Annotated in this window: 18 protein-coding genes; 11 read left to right on the forward strand and 7 right to left on the reverse strand. The window is 64.4% G+C overall.

Annotated elements, in window-relative coordinates; genetic code table 11:
- Positions 1-151: 151 nt before the first annotated feature.
- Positions 152-550: a 30S ribosomal protein S9 gene (gene rpsI, locus B7R93_RS11410; protein WP_103020877.1), complete on the reverse strand. Its 399-nt coding sequence runs from the start codon at positions 548-550 to the stop codon at positions 152-154.
- Positions 551-603: 53 nt separating this feature from the next.
- Positions 604-1,050 carry a 50S ribosomal protein L13 gene (gene rplM / locus B7R93_RS11415; RefSeq protein WP_103020878.1) on the reverse strand — a complete coding sequence of 149 codons (447 nt, stop codon included), beginning with the start codon at positions 1,048-1,050 and terminating at the stop codon, positions 604-606.
- A 374-nt stretch (positions 1,051-1,424) separates the two neighbouring features.
- Between rplM and B7R93_RS11420 the strand changes: the two genes are divergently transcribed.
- The 8 genes from B7R93_RS11420 (at position 1,425) to B7R93_RS11455 (ending at position 9,195) form a co-directional block, all read left to right on the forward strand.
- Positions 1,425-1,922 (forward strand): YceD family protein, encoded by a 498-nt coding sequence (locus B7R93_RS11420; protein WP_232798359.1) that lies wholly within the window; start codon positions 1,425-1,427, stop codon positions 1,920-1,922.
- A gap of 171 nt (positions 1,923-2,093) precedes the next feature.
- The gene (gene rpmF / locus B7R93_RS11425; RefSeq protein WP_011402828.1) at positions 2,094-2,291 is read left to right on the forward strand and encodes a 50S ribosomal protein L32; all 198 of its coding nucleotides are present in this window, start codon (positions 2,094-2,096) and stop codon (positions 2,289-2,291) included.
- A gap of 276 nt (positions 2,292-2,567) precedes the next feature.
- Positions 2,568-3,596: a phosphate acyltransferase PlsX gene (plsX, locus tag B7R93_RS11430; RefSeq protein ID WP_103020880.1), complete on the forward strand. Its 1,029-nt coding sequence runs from the start codon at positions 2,568-2,570 to the stop codon at positions 3,594-3,596.
- A gap of 43 nt (positions 3,597-3,639) precedes the next feature.
- Positions 3,640-4,644 carry a beta-ketoacyl-ACP synthase III gene (locus B7R93_RS11435; RefSeq protein ID WP_103020881.1) on the forward strand — a complete coding sequence of 335 codons (1,005 nt, stop codon included), beginning with the start codon at positions 3,640-3,642 and terminating at the stop codon, positions 4,642-4,644.
- A gap of 85 nt (positions 4,645-4,729) precedes the next feature.
- Positions 4,730-5,674, forward strand: coding sequence for an ACP S-malonyltransferase (gene fabD, locus B7R93_RS11440; RefSeq protein ID WP_103020882.1), 945 nt, complete (start codon positions 4,730-4,732; stop codon positions 5,672-5,674).
- Between the two features lie 110 nt (positions 5,675-5,784).
- On the forward strand, positions 5,785-6,609 hold the full coding sequence (locus B7R93_RS11445; protein ID WP_232798360.1) for a hypothetical protein: 825 nt from the start codon (positions 5,785-5,787) through the stop codon (positions 6,607-6,609).
- 187 nt (positions 6,610-6,796) lie between these two features.
- Entirely contained in the window at positions 6,797-7,546 is a 750-nt protein-coding gene (fabG, locus tag B7R93_RS11450; RefSeq protein ID WP_103020883.1) for a 3-oxoacyl-[acyl-carrier-protein] reductase, read from the forward strand.
- A 203-nt stretch (positions 7,547-7,749) separates the two neighbouring features.
- The gene (locus tag B7R93_RS11455) at positions 7,750-9,195 is read left to right on the forward strand and encodes a DEAD/DEAH box helicase (RefSeq protein ID WP_103020884.1); all 1,446 of its coding nucleotides are present in this window, start codon (positions 7,750-7,752) and stop codon (positions 9,193-9,195) included.
- Between the two features lie 68 nt (positions 9,196-9,263).
- On the opposite strand, the gene B7R93_RS11460 is transcribed toward B7R93_RS11455, so the two are convergent.
- Both B7R93_RS11460 and B7R93_RS11465 read right to left on the reverse strand, forming a co-directional pair.
- Positions 9,264-9,485: a hypothetical protein gene (locus B7R93_RS11460; RefSeq protein ID WP_103020885.1), complete on the reverse strand. Its 222-nt coding sequence runs from the start codon at positions 9,483-9,485 to the stop codon at positions 9,264-9,266.
- 740 nt (positions 9,486-10,225) lie between these two features.
- Positions 10,226-10,666, reverse strand: coding sequence for a DoxX family protein (locus B7R93_RS11465; protein WP_232798361.1), 441 nt, complete (start codon positions 10,664-10,666; stop codon positions 10,226-10,228).
- A 168-nt stretch (positions 10,667-10,834) separates the two neighbouring features.
- Here B7R93_RS11465 and B7R93_RS11470 point away from each other — a divergent pair, with 168 nt between their 5' ends.
- Positions 10,835-11,404, forward strand: a complete 570-nt coding sequence (locus B7R93_RS11470; RefSeq protein ID WP_103020887.1) for a hypothetical protein — start codon at positions 10,835-10,837, stop codon at positions 11,402-11,404.
- 34 nt (positions 11,405-11,438) lie between these two features.
- Here the strand turns inward: B7R93_RS11470 and B7R93_RS11475 are convergent, their stop codons facing one another.
- Complete coding sequence (locus B7R93_RS11475) at positions 11,439-11,645, reverse strand: hypothetical protein (protein WP_232798362.1); 207 nt, start codon at positions 11,643-11,645, stop codon at positions 11,439-11,441.
- A 327-nt stretch (positions 11,646-11,972) separates the two neighbouring features.
- On the opposite strand from B7R93_RS11475, the gene B7R93_RS11480 reads away from it, so the two are divergent.
- Together B7R93_RS11480 and B7R93_RS11485 are read left to right on the forward strand one after the other, a co-directional pair.
- Positions 11,973-13,040, forward strand: a complete 1,068-nt coding sequence (locus B7R93_RS11480; RefSeq protein ID WP_103020889.1) for an aminopeptidase — start codon at positions 11,973-11,975, stop codon at positions 13,038-13,040.
- A 240-nt stretch (positions 13,041-13,280) separates the two neighbouring features.
- Positions 13,281-14,756, forward strand: a complete 1,476-nt coding sequence (locus B7R93_RS11485; RefSeq protein ID WP_103020890.1) for a PKD domain-containing protein — start codon at positions 13,281-13,283, stop codon at positions 14,754-14,756.
- A 683-nt stretch (positions 14,757-15,439) separates the two neighbouring features.
- Here B7R93_RS11485 and B7R93_RS11490 read toward each other — a convergent pair.
- Both B7R93_RS11490 and B7R93_RS11495 read right to left on the reverse strand, forming a co-directional pair.
- Positions 15,440-16,204, reverse strand: coding sequence for a sulfite exporter TauE/SafE family protein (locus tag B7R93_RS11490; RefSeq protein ID WP_103020891.1), 765 nt, complete (start codon positions 16,202-16,204; stop codon positions 15,440-15,442).
- A 418-nt stretch (positions 16,205-16,622) separates the two neighbouring features.
- Positions 16,623-18,095, reverse strand: coding sequence for an MBL fold metallo-hydrolase (locus B7R93_RS11495; protein WP_103020892.1), 1,473 nt, complete (start codon positions 18,093-18,095; stop codon positions 16,623-16,625).
- Positions 18,096-19,669: the final 1,574 nt, after the last annotated feature.

Genomic DNA, 19,669 nt, shown 5'->3' on the forward strand with positions numbered 1-19,669 from the left:
CGCTACTACGACCGTCGCCTGCGCAGCGAAACCGTGTATTCCCACGATCAACCCACTGTCGCATCGGGCCGTATGGTTGATTGGTGCAGCACCGAACCGCGACCTTCGAGTGCCGAGTGATGTCCACTCGCCATTCGCCGTTCGCAACTGTCTAACGCTTGCTGTACTGGCTCTTTTTGCGGGCACCGGGCTGACCGTACTTCTTGCGCTCGACCATCCGGTCGTCGCGTGTCAGGTAGCCGGCATCACGGAGGGGCGCGCGCAGTTCCTCGTCGTACTCAACCAGCGCCCGGGCGATGCCGAGCCGTATGGCCTCGGCCTGTCCAGTGAGACCACCGCCGGACGCGTTGACCTTCACGTTGAACTGACCGACTGTGTCGGTCACATCGAAGGGCTGATCGAGGGTGCGGCGGCGCCAGGCAATTGGGAAGTAGTCCTCGGCGTCCTGTTCATTGACGACGAAGCTGGAGCCGTCGCCCGGCCGCAGGTACACGCGCGCCGTAGAAGTTTTGCGGCGCCCAATGGCCTGATACTGGGTCATCGTGGGCATGAGTAGAGGTCAAAGTTTCGGAAAAGTGCGTCGGCAAAAGGGCAAACGGCCCGTCACGCGGTGTCGAGCGGCTCGGGCTGCTGGGCCTCGTGGGGATGGTCGGGGCCCGAGTAGACCTTTAGCTTCTTGAACGTATCCCGCCCTAGAGGGCCCGTGGGCAACATGCCCGCTACGGCCTCCTCGATGATGTGCGTGGGCTTGTCCTCCCGCATCTCTTCGGGGGAATGTGCGTGGTCGCCGCCCGGATAGCCGCTGTGCTCGTGGTACTCCTTCTGCTGCTCCTTCTTCCCCGTGAACCGAGCCTTGTCCGCATTCACCACAATCACGTGGTCGCCCGTGTCTACGTGCGGCGTGAAGGTGGGCTTGTGCTTCCCGCGCAGCACGCGGGCGATCTGAGAGGCGAGGCGGCCCACGATCTGGTTCGTGGCATCCACAACATACCAGTCGCGCTCTACCTCGTCCGGCTTGGCGTTGAAGGTCTTAAAGCTTTGCGTATTCATCGGTCGGGATGCGTCGGTTGGCACAGGTCCGGAAGACGAAGCGGAGACACAGGAATGTGGCGCCGTGAAGGGACGCCTGAGCCCCGAGGGAATCCTACAGGCCCGCCGGGGTGGCAGCATCAGTCACATGCGGAACGTTCTTGTGGGCTACGTCCTCACATCAAAAGATTTATTGCAGTCACTGTGGCACGGATGAGGGGAAGCTAGGTTTTTGTCCCCCGAAGGGATTCCTGTAATCTTGACGGAGGGAGGGCGGGGAGCGTGGGGGAGCCCCGAGCGCATTCGTCAAGCACTCGCCAACACAGGAACTCTGGTGAGACGGCATCATTCCACAAAAACTCCGCAAAACCGACCGAATGGCCTTGCTCGGGCGCATGCTGACCATCGACATTACGTCCCTTTCGACGGGCATTCATCAACTGGAATTCGCTCCTTCCGCGAGCCAGGCCGACCTGGATCCCACTACGTTTGGCGATCTTCAGGTCGACGTTGAGCTGCAGTACCATCGTGACCGTATCCTCGTGAAGATGCACGCGACGGCCACGGCCGAGTTGACGTGCGATCGTACGCTTCGGCCCTACGACGAGGCCCTGGAGGGCCGGTACAATGTGCTCTTCGGTCCCCCATCCATGGTCGGGCAGGAAGGAGAAGAGTTCGAAGAGGTGCGCCCGCTCACCTCGTCCGACCGGGAGATTGACCTCACGGATGTGGTCCGCGACACTCTGCTCCTCGCCATCCCGCAGCGCTGCATTGCCCCGGGGGCCGACGATGAGCCCATTGAGCGGGAGTTCGGGGACACGGGCGACGACGAGAGAGAGTCCCCCGTTGATCCGCGCTGGAGTGCCCTGGAAGAGCTGAAGGACGACGAGTGACGGTGCGATGCCTTCCCCAGACAAGCTCCGCGGGGTGTAAATTCTGGGCGAAATGAGCCCAGGACTCTGAACACCGGCGGCGATCCTTCCATCATACCGGGGCCTTCATTCCAAGTGCTTGATGGCGCCCCGTCCCGAATCTGACGTTCATTGTTCCGACGATCCTGAGCCATGGCTGTCCCGAAACGACGACACTCGAAGTCGCGCACTCGAAAGCGCCGCTCGACCTACTACAACGAGCTGGAGCCTCCTCAGCTCATGGAATGCAACAACTGTGGAAACCCGAAGGTGATGCACCGAGCGTGCAAGCACTGTGGGCACTACCGTGGGCGACAGGTCATTGAGCCGTCTGACGAATTGATTGCGTAGGGGGCTGGCGAGGCGTTGTTCGGCACATCCCCGTTGACAAAGCTCGTGCTCGGGACTGACCGGCGCCGCATGTCCCCCGCCCCAGTCCAGATCAGCTTTTTTGTCGGGTCTTCGTCCCGAGTGCGGATGTGCATCCGGCGATTGTCTGTGCGCACACCTATGTTTCCGCCGGTATGCCGTCGTACCCATTAGATGCTCATTAGAGAAACGCCCCTCCGGTGCGGCGGCAGTCTCCCCTCTGACACGCATGTTCTGGCAGACACACGGACCGTTCGTATGGCAGCATCGCGTATCGCAGTGGACGCAATGGGGGGCGATGAGGCCCCAGAAACAGTCGTGGACGGGGCCGTTCAGGCCCTTCACCAGACCCAGGCTGAACTCTCGGTGCTCCTCGTGGGCCCGGAGGAGCAGCTCCGGTCCCTTCTGGCGTCACGCCCCGACGCGCCGGAGCAGCGGCTTCGTGTCATCGATGCTCCCGAAGCAATCGGCATGGGGGAGGCCCCGTCGACTGCCGTCAAGCAGAAGACCGACTCGTCCATCCACCGTGGCCTGGCGGCGCACCACGACGACCACGCCGATGCCTTCGTGAGTGCCGGCAACACGGGGGCCATCATGGCGGCGTCCATGTTCATCCTGCAGCGAATTCCGGGCGTCGAGCGGCCGTCAATCGCTGGGTTTTTCCCGACCCTCGAAGGGTCTTCTGTGGTCCTCGACATCGGGAGCAACGTGGACTGCAGGCCGGCCCATCTTCTCCAGTTCGCCCGGATGGGCACCGTCTACGCGCGGCAGGTTCTCAAGACCGACCCGCCGTCGGTGGGGCTCCTCAACATCGGTGAAGAGCCAGGCAAGGGCAACGAGCAGGTGAAGGCCGCCCACGATCTGCTTCACGACGCCGATGATGTGCACTTTGTCGGCAACGTAGAAGGGGGAGACCTGCTCTTTTACGCCGCCGACATTATCATCTGCGACGGATTCGTGGGCAATGCGCTCCTGAAGTTTGGCGAAAGCATGTCGACCGTCTTATCGGACATGTGTCGACAAGAGATGGAGCAGCAGGGCCTCGCTCCCGAACAGAAACAGCTCGTGTCGGGCGTGCTCGACGAAGTGCGGGAGGGATTCGACCCGGAGGCACTGGGGGGCGCCCCGCTCCTCGGCGTCAACGGAAATGTGCTCGTGGGGCACGGGAGCTCGTCTCCGGATGTCATTGCACAGATGATCCACTCGGCCCGCACCATCGCCACTGAGAACGTCGCCCACGCGCTGGAGGACGCATTCCAGTCGTCCTCTCAGTCGTCCTCCGCGTAGCGCCCGGGCGGACCCCGTCTTTTTTGCACTGTCCGGTTGTCCCATGGCTTCTCCCTCGCCCCCTTCCCGCCAGGCCGCCATCACGTCCGTCGGCCACTACCTGCCCGAGACACGGCTTACGAACGGCGACCTGGAGTCGATGGTGGAGACCAGTGACGAGTGGATCCGCACCCGGACTGGGATCCAGGAGCGGCGCATTCTGGGCGACGACGGCAAGGCCACGGCCTTCATGGCGACGGAGGCCGCCCAGGAGGCCCTCGACAAGCGCGGAATCGGGCCGGACGCGGTGGACCTGATCGTCGTGGCCACGGTGACGCCCGACATGCTCTTCCCGGCCACGGCCTGCCTCGTGCAGGACAGCCTCGGGGCGTCCAACGCGTGGGGGTTCGACCTGTCGGCAGCGTGCAGCGGCTTCATCTACGCCCTCACGACGGGGGCCCAGTTCATCGAGACGGGCCAGGCGGAGACGGTGCTTGTGATTGGGGCCGACAAGATGAGCTCAATTGTGGACTACACGGACCGCACCACCTGCGTCCTTTTTGGCGACGCGGCGGGGGCCGTGGTGTTGGAGGCCGACGAAGAGGCCGGACTCCACGACGCCGTCCATCATGCAGACGGGGAGCACAGCGATCTGCTGCGCATGCAGGGGGGCGGCAGCCTCCACCCATCGACCCACGCGACCGTCGACGCCCACATGCACTACCTCGAACAGGAGGGGCCGAAGGTCTTTAAGCTCGCGGTAACCCGGATGGCGGACGTGTGCAGAGAGGTGCTGGACCGCACCGGCCTCGACGGGGACGACGTGGACTACCTCGTGCCGCACCAGGCAAACCAGCGCATCATCGACGCGACGGCCAAGCAGCTCAGCCTTTCGGCCGACCAGGTCATGGTCAACATCGACCGCTACGGCAACACCACGGCCGCGACGATTCCACTGTGCCTGTATGATTGGGAGGACGAGCTGGAGCGTGGCGACGACCTCATCGTGACGGCCTTTGGCGGCGGCTTGACCTGGGGCGCGGGCCACCTCACCTGGGCCTACGGGTGAGCAATCCACGAACGAGAACCCGCGCCCCCTTCTGTCCAACGCCGATTCTGAACGCGCCCTTCGAACCCTCCCCCTCGACACTGCTATGGCAACTGCGTTTCTCTTTCCCGGACAGGGCTCTCAGGCCGTGGGAATGGGGCACGAGCTCTACGAACGATACGAGGACGCTCGGGCCCGCTTCGAGACCGCCAACGACCTTCTCGACGTCGACCTCCTCACGCTGATGTTTGGGCTGGAGGGAGACTCGGACGCGGCGGCGGAAAAGCTGAAGCAAACGGAGATTACGCAGCCGGCCCTCTACACGCACAGCCTGGCGGCGATGGCGGTGCTCGAGGCGCACGGCCTGGAGCCTGACATGGCGGCGGGGCACAGCCTCGGGGAGTACAGCGCGCTGGCGGCGGTGGGGGCGCTCTCCTTCGAGGACGGCCTGCGGGTGGTGCGCCGGCGCGGGGAGCTCATGGGCGAGGCCGGAGAGCGGCGCCCGGGCCGCATGGCGGCCGTGCTGGGGGCCGACGCCGCCCACGTCGAAGAGGTGTGCGAAGACCTCTCGGCGGCCGGGGACGGGGTCGTCCGGCCTGCAAACTACAACGCCCCGGGCCAAATCGTCATCTCTGGTGACATCGAGGCGGTGGAGCAGGCCACGGAGGCGGTGGAGGGGCGCGCCATGCCCCTGCCGGTGAGCGGCGCCTTCCACTCGCCCCTCATGGACTACGCCCGGGACGGGCTCACGGAGGTGCTCGATGCGGTGACCATCGAGCCGCCCCGCTGCCCGGTGTACCCGAACGTGACGGCCGAGCCGACGACGGACCCCGATGAGATCCGACGCTGCCTCACAGAACAGCTCCTGTCCCCGGTCCAGTGGGCGCCCACGCTTCGGCGCATGCACGATGACGGCGCCGTCCACTTCACAGAGGTGGGAACGGGGCAGGTGCTGCAGGGCCTCGTGGGGCGTACGCTGAATGCGGATGAGGGGATCGAACAGATGGGAGCGGGCACCCCCGAAGAGATTGAGCATCTGGCCGAGGCATAGGAGGCAAAGGGACGAACCGAGACGGAGGAACGCACGCCGGAAGGAGGAGTGCTATCCCTTGCACGTCGCAGAAACTGACTGTTGGCCTCCGTCCCAACCGCCGTCGTCCCATGGCTGCACTCGGCTCGTTGCCTCCGCGCTTGTTGGTTCGCTGGCTCGTTGGATTGTGTCTCGCCACGGGGGTCCTCGCGGGGTGCGGGGGCGGCGACACCTACTCGGTCGACGAGGGCGAACTCTCTCAGCGGTTCCTGCCGGCGGAGCGAACTGTGGACCACCATCCCGATTCCCTGGAGGCCCTCACCATCTCAGAGGGCGACGACAAGGTTCAGTTCCAGACCGAACGCGACTTCGAGTCGCTCACCGAAAAGTGGTCCAGCAGTCTTCAAAACGTAGGGACGGGGCGCAGCTTTCGAAGCCGGACCTACGCGACCTTCTGGAGCCTTGAGCTCTCGCTCATGTCGCTCCAGCCGGAGGTGGGCGTGCTGTCCCTCCGGAAGGAGCAGGCCCGAGAGGTCCTTGACGACCGGCGTGCAGAGTACGCCGAGACGATCCACATCGACGTGTACTGGTTCGTGGAGCGGGGCATGAACGGCATCATTACGGGGCCCAGCGCCCGGACGGAGCTCCGCGTGGGGGAAGAGACGCACCGTCCCATTCAGTCAGATCACGGCCCCCTCCGGGAGGCGTTTGTGTCGGGGGGGCAGACCGTCCTCTACCGCCGCAACTCGCTCTTCTTTCCCCGAAGGGTGGGGGGAACCGACATTCTCGCCAATGCCTCGAAAATGGAGCTTCGCGTCCGCCAGACGGGAAGAGGGTCGCGGCAAGAATTTTCGTGGCGATGGGCGGATTCAGAGACGGCGCAGGGTGCGACGCAAGAAGCCCCACGAAGCAGCGCAGAGGCGTTGGGGCCGGCGACACCACTGGGCTCGCCGTGAGGTCCCCGCCGTGCCGCCAAGCGGTTCTCCGGTGGCATCGGGGCAGGTGTTCCTCCGTATCGGCCGGGGCGTTACTGTGAGAATCGTGGGGGAAGGGCCTTGCCTTTCTGGACGGGATTCCCAATTTTCCGAACCAGATTGCGGCGGGGTTCCTCCATACCACATCGCTCACAGCGTACAGCCCTTCATGCAGGTCGACCTTCACGGCTCCACCGTTCTCGTCACCGGTGGCACGCGCGGCATTGGACGCGCCCTCGTCGAAACGTTCGCCGAGGCCGGGGCCGACGTGGCGTTCACGTTCCGCTCGTCAACCGACGCGGCCGCGTCCCTCGTCGAGTCGCTCGAAAACCAAGGCACCGAGACGCTGTCGCTACAGGGAGACGTGGCCGATCTGGATGCGGCCCAGGCCCACGTAAACGCCGTGACGGAGCACTTCGGGTCGCTCGATGTGCTCGTCAATAACGCCGGCATCACACGAGACGGGCTTCTGCTCCGCATGGGCGAAGGCGACTGGGACGACGTGATCGACACGAACCTGAAGGGCACGTTCAACTTCTGCAAGGCGGCGTACATGCCCATGATGCGCCAGCAGAGCGGTTCGATCGTCAACATTTCCTCCGTCGTCGGCACCACGGGCAACGCGGGCCAGACGAACTACGCCGCCTCCAAGGCCGGCATCGTGGGCTTCTCGAAGAGCCTCGCCAAGGAGCTCGGCGGCCGCAATGTGACGGTGAACGTGGTGGCCCCGGGATACGTGCAGACCGACATGACCGACGAGCTGGACGACGAGACGCGGGCGTCCATTCTCGATGCTGTGCCCCTCGACCGGCTCGCGACGACCGAAGAGATTGCCGAGGCGGTCCTGTTTCTGGCGTCCCCGGCGTCCGATTACATCACAGGGCATGTCCTGCAGGTCAACGGGGGGCTCTCGATGTAGGCCTCGCCTCGCAGAAGCCGCCTCCTTTTTTCAGTCCGTTAAGGAGTGAGAGGATCGATCAGGAACAGGATCCCGTACCGTTCTCGATGCCTCAACGCGCGGTTCTCCGTTGTCTGTCCAGCAGCACGACGGAGACGGCGGCGAGGCCCGTCTGGAGAAGTCCTTTCGACGCCCCCACAACTTGATCCCGAATTGTTTGCCGCATGGCTGCCGATATTCCGCAGAGCAAGTACACGAACGTCATTGACCTGACCTCGGAGGCCCAGAAGGAGCGGCGCCGCGACGAGGTGGGATCGGAGCTGCACGAACCGGACCCGCCCCTCGACGAAGTGACGGTGGACGACCTCTCCGGGCACATGGAGCAGGCGGTGCATGCCGCCGGCTGGTCGGAACTGATGGACGTGCAGCGCAAGGCCATCCCCTACACCCTCGACGGGCGCGACCTGATCGTACAGTCCCAGACCGGCTCGGGCAAGACCGGCGCGTTTCTGCTGCCGCTGTTTGACCTGGTCGACCCGGACAAAGAGGAGCAGCAGGTTCTCATCCTCACGCCCACGCGAGAATTGGCGCGGCAGATCCACGAGGAGTTCGAGCAGATGAAAATTGCGACGCCGCGCACGAACCGAATGGAGGCCGTCCTCATCTACGGCGGCGTCGGGTACCAGCCGCAGATCGACGGGCTGACGAACGGCGCGCAGGTCGTTATTGGCACGCCCGGCCGTATCCTCGACCACATCAAGAAGGACCACTTCGACGCCGGTACCCTCCGGATGCTGGTCCTCGATGAGGCCGATGAGATGCTGTCGATGGGCTTCTACCCAGACATGAAGGACATCGTCGAGCACGTACCGGGGGACCGGGTCTCGTACATGTACAGCGCCACCATGCCGCCGAAGGTGCGGTCGGTGGCCCGCGAGTTTTTGGACGATCCGGGCTTCCTCTCGCTCAGTACCGACAAGGTGAGCGTGGAAGAAAACGAGTACCGCTACTATCTGGTGAACCCGATGGACAAAGATCGGGTGATGGCGCAGCTGCTAGAGCTGGAAGAGCCGGACTCCGCCCTCATCTTCGCCAACACGAAGCGGGAGGTCAGCTACCTCAACAAGTTTCTCGCCAACAAGGGCTACGATGTCGACGAGATGTCCGGGGACCTGTCCCAGCGCAACCGGGAGAAGGCCCTCGATCACCTGCGCGAGGGAAAGCTGCGTCTCCTCGTGGCGACGGACGTGGCGGCCCGGGGCATCGACGTGTCCGACCTGAGTCACGTCTTTATCTACGACGTACCGCAGGACCACGAGTACATCATCCACCGCTCCGGCCGCACGGCCCGCGCCGGGGAAGAGGGCACGACGATCGTCCTCTCGACCCACGAGGACGAGTACGAGCTCAAGCGGATGGCCAACACCTACGACATTGAGCTGGAGAAGGCCGAGCTCCCCAAGGATCCGCACAGCGAAGCTCGTGAGCTGCTCCAAGAGCGCTACGCCGACACGGATCCCTCGTCCGACGGGCTGGAGCAGAGCGCCGAAGACTTCGTCCCGCTTGTGAAAGAGCTGTCCGACGAACAGCCGGAACTGCTTGCCTCCGTCGTCACGGAGCTGTACGCCCGGGCGAAGCGACAAGAAGAGGAAGAGGGGCCTGAGGCGTGATGCCTGAGGCGAGGCGTGCGGTGTCTAGCCCCGGCGTGTTTGGCACTTTCTGCACTCTGTCCCACGCCTCACGTCTCATTCTCGAGCACACGCTCCGACTGCCGGTACGCGATGACGCCGCTCGCCGCAAAGATAACGGCGTAGATGCCGAGCGGGGTCTGGGTTTGAGCGATTGTCTGGTAGGCAAGGGCCGAGATGCCGGCCGCGACTCCACCGGACAAAAGAAAGATGATAACGTGAAGGATCCATCGGCCGAGCGCCTGGCCTGGCGTCAGGGGTTTGTTGGACATGGGGCTTGGGGGCGGCGAAGAGATTGTTGGGGGTGAATCTATCGGGGCATTGGGATAAGGGCAAATCACCGCACAGGAACATGCCTCGCGGCACGCGTGTCGTCGCAAAAGGCTCCTTCTGCCTCATCTCGTTACAAGATTGTGAGCCTGCGTTTAAGCGTGCCCCGGGGGTGGTTTTGTTATACTGTGTGTGGATGCAGATGACAAAGGCCCACCTTCTCCACGAAGGCGCTTTTTTTGTATCGGGCCCAAGCCAGCGTTCTCTCTTCTTGCTGGTCCTGCTCCATCCCCAATCGTCCAGCGCGGAGGCGTGTCTCTCAGTGCCGCCCCGAAAGAAAACCTCTCGTTGCGGGGACATGTGTCGGAAAATATACGGCGCGTGAGCGGCGACTGATCGGGCGTCTCCCTTGCGGCGCGCATCGAGTTCGCTCTGAGCGGGTGCGAAATGCGAGAGGGGCGTGGGCATTCGGCCGGAAAAATCATGGATACACGCGTCTCTCCGTGGGGAAACAAGCGCAAAGACGGTCATTGAACCCTCGCGGTTGTCCGACGATAAGGGCTCTCCTCGACGAAGACGAGGTCGCCCCGAGGGACATGTGGGTCCGGAGGGAGGCGCGAAACCACTGCGCCGCCGAAGAGGCGCTGGGTCGCTCACGAGTACGTGGGCTCCGCACCTCTCGCGCCCGCTGCCCCGACGTTCTGTGACGGACGGCCGTTCGTTCTCCTTCTGCCCTGCCGGTCTACCGATGTGACCCCGATGCCACAGGAACTGGGGGGCGCCGCCACTTCGCGTCCAGCGACCACCGCCCGCTGCCGAACGTGCACACGAGCAGGAGCAGAAACAGCACCAGCGCCGAAAACTCCAGCGACTGGTTCGCCGACAGCAAGCCGTCCTGCCAGTGCACGAGAGAGACAGCCCCGCCGAGGACGGGCAACTGCACGAGGGCGGCGAGGCGGGTGTAGAGGCCTACGGCAAGAAGCGCCCCGCCCACCAGGTGGGCCGTGGCTACGTATACGGAAAGCCCGGCAAGCCCGAGGCTCGGCTCCGCGGTGCCCAGTAGCTGTTGCAGTCCCTTCTCCGTGAAGAGCAGTGCCAGGCCCCGAAAAAACAGGCCCGTGCCCAAGTACACGCGAAGGGCATCGAGGACGAGATCGCGTTGGGCTTCGAGACTGCGAAGCATGGACATGAACGGGTCGATCGAAAGAGCGAAAGACAGTTTCGTAACACGTGTCCGCCAAGGAACGATCCGGCCTCCACATTGGGGCGGCCCGTCGGAACCACTGTGCCGGACGGGTACGTGTCAGACCATGCATTCGCCTGTAGCCCCGTGTGCCCCACTTGAGTCGTAATGAGTAAAGACGTCCCCCCGCGGTCCCTTCGGCAGCTCCGGGCCGAATGGCGCGAGCGTCTGCGGTTGGCCCGCGACCGGGCCGTCGTGCAGATCGACGACCTGGGCCTCGCGGACCTCCGGGCCCTCCGGGCCACGATCGAAGAGGAAATGGAGCGACTGGAGGGACGCCTCCCAGAGCCCGGCCCCGTCGAAACCAAAGGCCCGATGACGGCCGAGCAGCAGGCCCGGCACGTGCAGGAGGCGCTCCGGTACCACGCGCTGCAGGTACGGAAGCAACTTGTTGCCCACGATCTGCGGCGCCGGGCCCTCGGGCCCACCGCGGTGGAAGAAGAAATCGACGTGCCTCCCACCACACGACGCTATGCGACCCTTGCCTGGGAGGCAATGGGGACGGCTGAGACGGAGACCACCGAGGGAGTCTTCCGAGAAGTGGCTCATCAAGCGGACGAGGACGTGCACGTCACGACCGTCGAGAAATGGCTGCGCGAAAAGAACCCGCACCACCCCGAAGAAACGGACGGGCGCTGGACAGAGCTTCGGCGCGCCGTCCTCTTGGCGTCGGCATGAGGGCCCCGCGGGTCCTCCGAGCCTACGAGACGGTCTACCCGAGGTCTTCCGCGTCGGCCGCTCCTTCTCCGACGTATCCCAGTACCTTCAGAAGTGTCCCCAGTCCCACCAGAAGCCCCGCGCCGACGAGCCCCATCGCGCCCAGGGTCGTCTGGAGGTCATCGCCCGGCCCCGCCAGGGCCAACAGCACAAGGCCGCCGACGCTCATCAGCAGGGCGATGCGGTAGACAACGTTGTGCACAAGGCAGGTGCTCGGGGGAGGCGACGGGAGGAAGATCAGGGCAAGACGGGTTTGCCCCTACGGACGAACCAAGTTTTTCTTTCAGTATCTCATTCCACATAATAGCAAAATTCGCCCCGGGAATGTCAACCTTTCCTGTTCTGTTTAAGTAAAGAAAAAATTAAATAAGAGTGAATAAGTGGGTCTTCCGGAGGCATGAGCCCGCGAAAGACGAGACGGAAGGACTCCGAACACGAGACGGGCCCGACCGTGAACCGCTTCTGGAGCGTCGCCGGGGATCCCGCTCCCGCAGTAATCGACGATTCTTATCCGCATTGAGTACGTGTTATGGACGAACGGATTAACGAACACGCCTGCACCCTTCTCAACTGGTCGACGGACGTCCAGCGTGGTGACGACGTCGTTATCGCGGCCGGTCCCGAGGCCCACGATCTCGTCGTGGCCCTTCACCGCGAGCTCGGTGCCCGAGGGGCGAACCCGATGACACTGTATACGTCGGGAGAGGCCTCTCGGGCGCACCTCCAGGCCCACGACGGGGACTTCACGCTGCCCGAGCACACGCTGGCCCTTTACGAGACGTGTGACGTGGCCATTCACGTCCGGTCGAGCCCGAATTTGGCCGCTCTCAACGACGTCCCCGGCACGCATCTCGCGGAGCGCTCTCGGGTGCACAAGCCCATCATCGAGGAGCGCCTGTCGAAGCGATGGTGTCTCACCCAGCATCCCACGAACGCGCACGCCCAGGCCGCGGACCTGTCGCTCGGGGCGTACCGCGACTTCGTCTACGGGGCCATCCTGCGCGACTGGGCGGCGGTCGAGGAGTACCAGGAGGAGCTTCGCCGGCGGCTGGAGGACGCGAGCACGGTGCGCGTGGTGGCCGGAGAGACCGACATCCGGATGAGCGTAGAGCACATGCACGCCATCAACTCGGCCGGGCGCCACAACATGCCGAGTGGCGAGGTCTTCACCGCCCCCGTGCCCGACAGTGTGGAAGGAACCGTGCTCTTCGACAAGCCGCTGATCCACCAGGGGCGCGAGATGGAGGGCGTCCGCCTGCGCTTCGAGGAGGGAACGGTGGTGGAGTCGGCCGCCGAGCGCAATGAGGAGGCCCTCGACGACTTGCTCGATACCGACGACGGGGCCCGGCGCCTCGGCGAACTTGGCATCGGGACGAACCGCGAGATCGACCGGTTCACCAAAAACATGCTCTTCGACGAGAAGATGGGCGAGACGGTCCATCTGGCCCTCGGCCGCGCCTACGACGCCAATGTGGGCGAGGGGCAGACCGGCAACGACAGCGCGGTGCACGTCGATATGATCCTCGACACGAGCGCTGGTCGCATCGAGTTCGATGGGACCGTCATCCAGGAAGGGGGGCAGTTTGTGTGGGAGTAGCACCGCCCAACTCATTTCGAGACCGAACGCGCAGATCCTCCGTCGAGAACGGTTGATGGACCGAGGGGGCGGTCGTGGCATTTTTCTGAGAGGGATGTGGGCCCGCCCCAGAGCTCTGCGAGGCTTAATGTTTTCTGCCTGGGAGCGATAACAGAACCCCGAACGTGCAGGCAGCCCCCTCGGATTACGTCCTGGCCTTCTTTCCCGTCTAGAGGGAGAACAAATCAACCTGGATGCGTCATGCGCCTCCTCAGTCTCGACCTGTCCCGTCTACCGGAGGGAGGGCTCGCTCTCCTCGGGGCTGTGCTTCTGGTTTTGGGGAGCGGGCCTACCGTCCAGGCCCAGCACCTTGACAGTGGGTTTTACGGCAAACTCGGCGCCGGCCTTTCGGGCTACACCGGCGACCTGGCGGGCCAGCGGGCCGGGGCGCCCCAAACATTCGGTGCCAACGCGCTGAGCCACCCTCCCCTCGTGGCGGCCGGGGAGTTGGGGTACCAGTTGTCCCCAAGCTGGGGCCTTGCCCTGGGCGGGCAGGCCGGCAGCTACGGGTCGGTGGGAAACGTCACCCCCGCGACCGATTCGTACCGCCGGTACACGTCCCACCTGCTGGGGCGCTACACATTCGGTGCGTCGGACCAGCGGGTCGCATTCTATCTTGATGCCGGCCTCAACGTGACGGTCGGCGGGCCCACGCGCACCGGGGTGGGCCCCTCGGTCGGGGGCGGAATCGACATCCGGGCCAGCCGGGGCGTCTCCGTCTACGTCGAGTCTCGCCTCAACACGACCTTTCCGGACGAGGCAGTGGACGGGGCGGACCAACCGCCGGGCTCCGCCGGGGGAGGAAGGGCGTTCGACACCGTCAACCAGCCCCTGGGCTTCGGGCTCAGGTTTAGCCTTACGACGCCGACTGCGCCCGAGATCGTCGCCCTCACCGTTCCCGCCGAGGTGGAGGTGGGCACACCGGTCACGCTCACGGCGACGATCAACGAGGACGAGGCCGCCCGCCCGCTCGACCGTCGGTGGCGTGTCGGGGACGGGACGGAGGGCACGGGCCCAACGATGACCCACACGTACGGCCGGCCGGGCACCTACCCGGTCACCTTTTCGGCGCACAACGAGGCCGGGGAGGCGACGGCGTCGACGACGATTCGGGTCACCCGTGCGGCGGAGCCACCGTCCCCCCCAGACGCGCCCTGGATCGTCTCCCTGACCGCGCGTCCCAATCCGGTTCGGGTGGGCGAGCCCGTTCAGCTCCGCAGTGCCGTGGAGGGAGACGGGCCGTTTACCCACCGGTGGATTGTGGGCGACGATACCTCCGACGCGGGGCCTGCGCCCACCCATACCTTCGAGCGGCCGGGTCGGCACACGGTCCGGGTTCGCGTGTCCAATGACGGGGGGACGGAGGCGCGCTCCATGACAGTGCACGCAGAGCGGCCTGCGAATCAAACGGCCCGCGCGCCGGCCCCGGCTGCTGAGTGGGCGATCGGCGTCGCCTCCATGCGCAGCCGTGCCGGGGCGGAAGAGATGGCACAGCGGTACCGGGGGCGCTTCGGGGACGCGCCCATGTCCGTGCGGATTGTCGAACGCGTGCTCGATCAGACCCGCCACTTCCGGGTCGTCGTCGGCCGCTACGAGACCCAGGCCGCTACGCGACAGGCCCTCGAGGACCACCGGCGGGCGTTGCCCCCTGGGGCGTGGAGCGTTCGACTCCCGTGATCACAATGGGGCGTGATCACAATGGGGACAAAGCCCGGAAGCTTGACGAGGTCGCCAACCCTCTCCTAGCCGTCCGGGCGACCAACGTCCGTGTCCTGCACGGCGTCCTGGGCAGCGGTGGGCACGGGCACGTACCGAAGAAAACAAAACATTGCTTTAGTATATAACTGTCTTGATATATAACAAGACCATGAACAGGCTTCTGTAGCCCACGACCGCCCCCTCCGCTTCCTCCGCCACGCAATCCCGGGATCAGAACCGACTCGTCCTCGCGCCCGTGGTGCTGGCCGGCATCGCGCTCTACAGCCGGCATCGGTACCCGAGTCTTTCCCGCCGCATCGTCGTCGGCTTCGGGGCAGGACTCGTTGCTACGTTGGCGTTGGACGCCTGGCGACAGACGGGCGTGATCTAGGGGGGACTGCCGGGCGATGCGCCCAGGATGTTCGGCCGGGTGGTCACCGGAAGCAAACGCATGGTGATCTGGTATCCGGTCGGGCTGTTCATGGAGCAGTTTCTCACGGACGACGACCGGGCCTGGCTCCTGCCGTTTCTGACGGGCCGGTCCCCCTCGTGACTTGCACCCGCGTTCTTTCTGTCCTCAACACGACTCCTGATCAGGCCAGGTACAACCTACGATCTCGTTAAGAGCAGGTCGTGACGCAGGGGACGCCTGCCTCAAGGAGTTATCCCACCAATGCCGTCACGTTCTGCCACAAGATGACCACGCCCATCAAGACGAGAAAGGCCGCAAAGCCCCGCTTCAGACGTGCCTGTGGCACATGCGAACCGACCTTTCCCCCGATGAAGCTGCCCACGATGCCGATCGCCGAGAAGATGAGCACGAGGTCCCAGTGAATCGAGAAGCCGGCCTGGCCCAGCACGTCGATGTACTTTACGAATCCGCTGATGCTCTTGACGGAGATGATGAAGAGGCTCGTCCCGATCGCCAGGTGCATCGGGAGCCCTCCGAGCAGCACGAGGGCGGGAACGATCAGAAACCCGCCGCCGACCCCCACAACGCCCGTCAGCAGGCCCACGCCGAAGCCGTCAAGCATCACCTTCCAGTACAGCCGAGCGTGGTCCTGCCCCGAGTCCGAGGCGGTCCGACGAAACATCATGACGGCCGCCAGCAGCATGACCCCGGCGAAGAGGGCCAGTTGCAGTTCCCCCGGCATGAACTGCGACAGGTACGCCCCAAGGTAGGCCCCCACGATGCCGGGTCCACCAAACCAGCCGACGTTCCGCCAGCTCACCTGCCCGCGGTAGACGAACGGCAGCGCCCCAACGAAGCTGATAAGGGTGACGATGCCAAGCGACTCGGCGATGGCAAGCTTATTGGGCTCGCCGACGAGGTAGACGAGCACCGGCACCGTCAAGATCGACCCGCCCGACCCGAGCAGGCCGAGGACGAGTCCGACGAGAAGTGCACCGAGCCAGGCCGCGTACATGTGGAGAAGGGCATTTGGGGAAGGGGGGAGGGCAATCGTATGTCAAAATTTCCTTCGTGGCGTGAAGGCTCGTCCGCCTCTGATTAACGAAACTGCCCGGATGGCGCGGGCAAGAGGACACGTGAGAGTGCGAACACACCGCCCCGGACTGGGACACCATCAGGCCTGGGGCCAAGATGCGATTGCCATGGGAAAGGGATGGAAGGGAAAGAAAACAGCCACTAATGTGGAGCGGGTGTCTGGGAATAGCCCCGGGACGCCTCTGCTCCGATCATCGACGGAGTATGCTAATTGCCGAGGATCGTTACTCGTCTCTTCCGGTCCGCATAGACCGGAAAGCCTGTCGCGATGCGTGCCTCACGACGATTCGTTCCGGAAATTCCGTCGTGAAGTGCACAGTTATCCCCAGCACTTAGTACTACTCCGCGACGGCCTCCTCCGGTCTCGCCTCGTAGTTTGCGAAGTGGTCGTTCACGTACGTGACCGAACGCCCGGCCCGCGCCAGGTACGAGGACGCCGCCGCCGCACGCGCCCCGCTGCCGCAGTGGACCAGCATCGTTTTGCCCTCCGGCAGGTCCGACTCGTACTCCGGCATGCGGGTGTAGGAGGCGTTGAGGGCGCCGTCTACGTGCCCCGCCTCGTACTCCGAGCGGTAGCGTACGTCCAGCACGACCGTATCCTCGTCCGGCAGCTCAGCGTCGACGTCGTCGAAGGTAATCTCGTCGATGGTCTCGCTCGGGCCGCCCGCCTCGAAGGAGCGCCGAAGCGTGTCGATCTCCGCAAAACCGGCGACGTTGTCATACCCAATCCGCACCAGGTCGCGGACGGCCCCCTCCACGTCCTCCTCATCTGTGACCAGCACAATGGGCGTCGTCTCGTCCTCCACGAGCGACCCGACCACCGCGCTGAAAGTGTCGTTCATCGGCGCGTAGAGGCTGCCGGGAATGTGGCGGGCCATGTAGGCGGACCGGTCGGTTCGCGTGTCGATAATGAGACGATCTTCCTCGGCCGCGGCCTCCCGGGCCTCGGCAAGCGTCTTCAGCTCACCTGCCGTCAGCTCGCGGGGGGACGGCAGCGATCCCAGCACCGGCATCCCCTCTTTGTTGTCCCGCTTCATGCGGGCGAAATACATCTGCGGCTCGGGCTGCCCCTCCAGGATCGCCTCCACGAACGCGTCTTCGCCCATCCGGGCCGCCTCGATCATCGGGTTGAACTGCTTCTCGTAGCCGACGGTCGACTGTGGCACCGCGCCCAGCGCCTTCCCGCAGGCCGACCCAGCCCCGTGGGCGGGCCACACCTGCAGGTGATCGGGGAGATCAAGAAAGCGCTGCACGGACGCATGGAGCGAGCGCGCCGAGGGCTCCATCGCCCCCTCCACCTGCGCGGCCGACTCCAGAAGGTCCGGCCGCCCGAGGTCGCCGACGAACACGAAGTCGCCGGTGAGGAGGCCCATCGGTTCGTCCGCGCCCCCGCCCCGGTCCGTCACGAGAAAGGACAGATGCTCCGGGGTATGCCCGGGCGTGTGGAGGACTTCGAGTTCGACATTGCCCACGTGGAACGTGTCCCCGTCGTGCAGCCACGTCACGTCGTAGTCTCTCCCGGTCTCGGTGGGGCCTTGGGCCCACTCGTACCTCCAGTTCTCGCCGCCCTCATCCGAGAGGTAGAGCGACGCGCCGGTGCGCTCGGCCATCTCGCGGGCGCCGGACAGAAAGTCGGCATGGATGTGGGTCTCGGTGACGGCAACAATCTCGATCCCTTCCGCCTCGGCGAGGGCCAGGTACCGGTCGATGTCCCGTTCCGGATCGACCAGGAGCGCCTCGCCGGTCTCTTGACAGCCGATGAGATAGGCGTACTGCGCGAGCTTCTCGTCGTTGATCTGTCGGAATAACACGGTCCTAGCGGGTTGAGTGCAGGGAAAACAAGAAATTCTCGAACGGGAAACATCGTACATTCCACCTACTGCAAGCACAACCAGACGTCGGAAAGTGCGATCAGAGGCCGGCGCCTCCAGCGTGGCACAGAAACGCCGATGTGAAGAAGTACGATTGTGAGTGATTGATCACTCATTACCACGTTCGTCCTCACACACTGTTCTCTCGGACTCCTTCTTCATCGGAGACTGACGGGGGCGCAGAAAAATGAAACTCCAGAAAAACAGTGAACTTCCGAGGGGGGAGACGAGACGACTGTAAGTGATCGTGCACTCACAACCCGACAAATGTCCAAGATGCCGCTTCCTCATGACCTACACCTAGAACCTGTTTCAATTTCTGTCTCGGGGCGCACCACGACAGCCCTCGACCATGCGCCGATTTTCGACTCCTCGATGCTCGCTCTCCCATCCGATCCAAAACCAACACAGGTTCCTAGAGACGATCCGTATAAGATCAGGCGCTCTGGGCGAGAGCGGTGGATCTCTCGAAGGTGCTCGGCGGTCCAGCGCAGGGGCGTGCGGAGATCTGATGGAGCGCGGCGGCGAGAATACGCAGCCCGATCGGGGAATCTGTGTCGAGCGCGCCCCGATGAAATACCGCTCCTACACCGCCATGGGGGAGCCGCACGACGCCTTCGACTTGGTGAAGCGGCCCGGCGACGTGCCGATCGGTCTTCCGGTCGCCCCCGTTCTCCGGAAGCAGTCTCCAGCGTCGAACTGGCAAACCGCCGAGACGCGAGCAAATGCATGCGTCATCCCGCCGATGATCGCCCGATCGCGCAACCGAGGTAGACCCTGCTTCTCCTCAACGATCATGTCGAGACGCTTCCGTGCCTCTTTGGCCGTCAGGGCGGGGGGCTTGTCCCCGTCAGTTTGAAGACTCAGGAATCAGATCGGCCATGACGGACAGCAAACCGGTGGAATGTTGGTCGAGGAGCTCTGAGGCGTGTGCCTGCCGCGCCCCCAGCGGCCTGCTCGGAAAGATCCTCCGCCCCGTGGGTACATGGCACACACAGTCGGTAGGTTTGCCGCCTGCTCAGAACTGTTCTTCTCGACAGCTTCCCCAAGATCCCCAAGAGAGGTCCGCCCATGCGAGAGGAAATCGTCTCCATTCCTCCGGATCTCCGTGAGCCCCTGCGTTCGGCCCAATAGCGACGTGGATCTTCTCGTCGTGCTGGAGGGCCCGGTCACCTCCATCGAAGAAGCGAAGCGCACAAGTCGAGTCGCGATGAGGGCCACGGCCTCCCGGAATACGGCCCTTTCTTGCGTCCACATGAGCGAGGAAGAGGTTTCCAGGGGCGGCAGTCCGCTTGTCTGGTTGCCCGAGAGGACGGCACCGACCTCTCGGGGCTTTTCGCCAGGAGCGCTTCGCTCACCTCTGCGTCCACGTCGCATCGACACGGACGATGAGCTCAAAGGGCGCGTCAGAATCGGAAGGCCCGTCAGATCCTGAGGAGGCTGTCCGGGTGCTACGGGAAAAAGCCCGGGCTGCACTTTCAGCCGAAGACGCCCCCCCCCAACACCCCCCCCTC

The sequence above is a fragment of the Salinibacter altiplanensis genome (genome assembly GCF_002894645.1).
GTDB lineage: Bacteria > Bacteroidota > Rhodothermia > Rhodothermales > Salinibacteraceae > Salinibacter > Salinibacter altiplanensis.

Excerpts from the sequence above, each read along its gene's own strand:
- rpsI (WP_103020877.1), bottom strand. The coding sequence starts at position 550 with ATGCCCACGATGACCCAGTATCAGGCCATTGGGCGCCGCAAAACTTCT.
- rplM (WP_103020878.1), bottom strand. The coding sequence starts at position 1,050 with ATGAATACGCAAAGCTTTAAGACCTTCAACGCCAAGCCGGACGAGGTA.
- B7R93_RS11420 (WP_232798359.1), top strand. The coding sequence starts at position 1,425 with ATGCTGACCATCGACATTACGTCCCTTTCGACGGGCATTCATCAACTG.
- rpmF (WP_011402828.1), top strand. The coding sequence starts at position 2,094 with ATGGCTGTCCCGAAACGACGACACTCGAAGTCGCGCACTCGAAAGCGC.
- plsX (WP_103020880.1), top strand. The coding sequence starts at position 2,568 with ATGGCAGCATCGCGTATCGCAGTGGACGCAATGGGGGGCGATGAGGCC.
- B7R93_RS11435 (WP_103020881.1), top strand. The coding sequence starts at position 3,640 with ATGGCTTCTCCCTCGCCCCCTTCCCGCCAGGCCGCCATCACGTCCGTC.
- fabD (WP_103020882.1), top strand. The coding sequence starts at position 4,730 with ATGGCAACTGCGTTTCTCTTTCCCGGACAGGGCTCTCAGGCCGTGGGA.
- B7R93_RS11445 (WP_232798360.1), top strand. The coding sequence starts at position 5,785 with ATGGCTGCACTCGGCTCGTTGCCTCCGCGCTTGTTGGTTCGCTGGCTC.
- fabG (WP_103020883.1), top strand. The coding sequence starts at position 6,797 with ATGCAGGTCGACCTTCACGGCTCCACCGTTCTCGTCACCGGTGGCACG.
- B7R93_RS11455 (WP_103020884.1), top strand. The coding sequence starts at position 7,750 with ATGGCTGCCGATATTCCGCAGAGCAAGTACACGAACGTCATTGACCTG.
- B7R93_RS11460 (WP_103020885.1), bottom strand. The coding sequence starts at position 9,485 with ATGTCCAACAAACCCCTGACGCCAGGCCAGGCGCTCGGCCGATGGATC.
- B7R93_RS11465 (WP_232798361.1), bottom strand. The coding sequence starts at position 10,666 with ATGCTTCGCAGTCTCGAAGCCCAACGCGATCTCGTCCTCGATGCCCTT.
- B7R93_RS11470 (WP_103020887.1), top strand. The coding sequence starts at position 10,835 with ATGAGTAAAGACGTCCCCCCGCGGTCCCTTCGGCAGCTCCGGGCCGAA.
- B7R93_RS11480 (WP_103020889.1), top strand. The coding sequence starts at position 11,973 with ATGGACGAACGGATTAACGAACACGCCTGCACCCTTCTCAACTGGTCG.
- B7R93_RS11485 (WP_103020890.1), top strand. The coding sequence starts at position 13,281 with ATGCGCCTCCTCAGTCTCGACCTGTCCCGTCTACCGGAGGGAGGGCTC.
- B7R93_RS11490 (WP_103020891.1), bottom strand. The coding sequence starts at position 16,204 with ATGTACGCGGCCTGGCTCGGTGCACTTCTCGTCGGACTCGTCCTCGGC.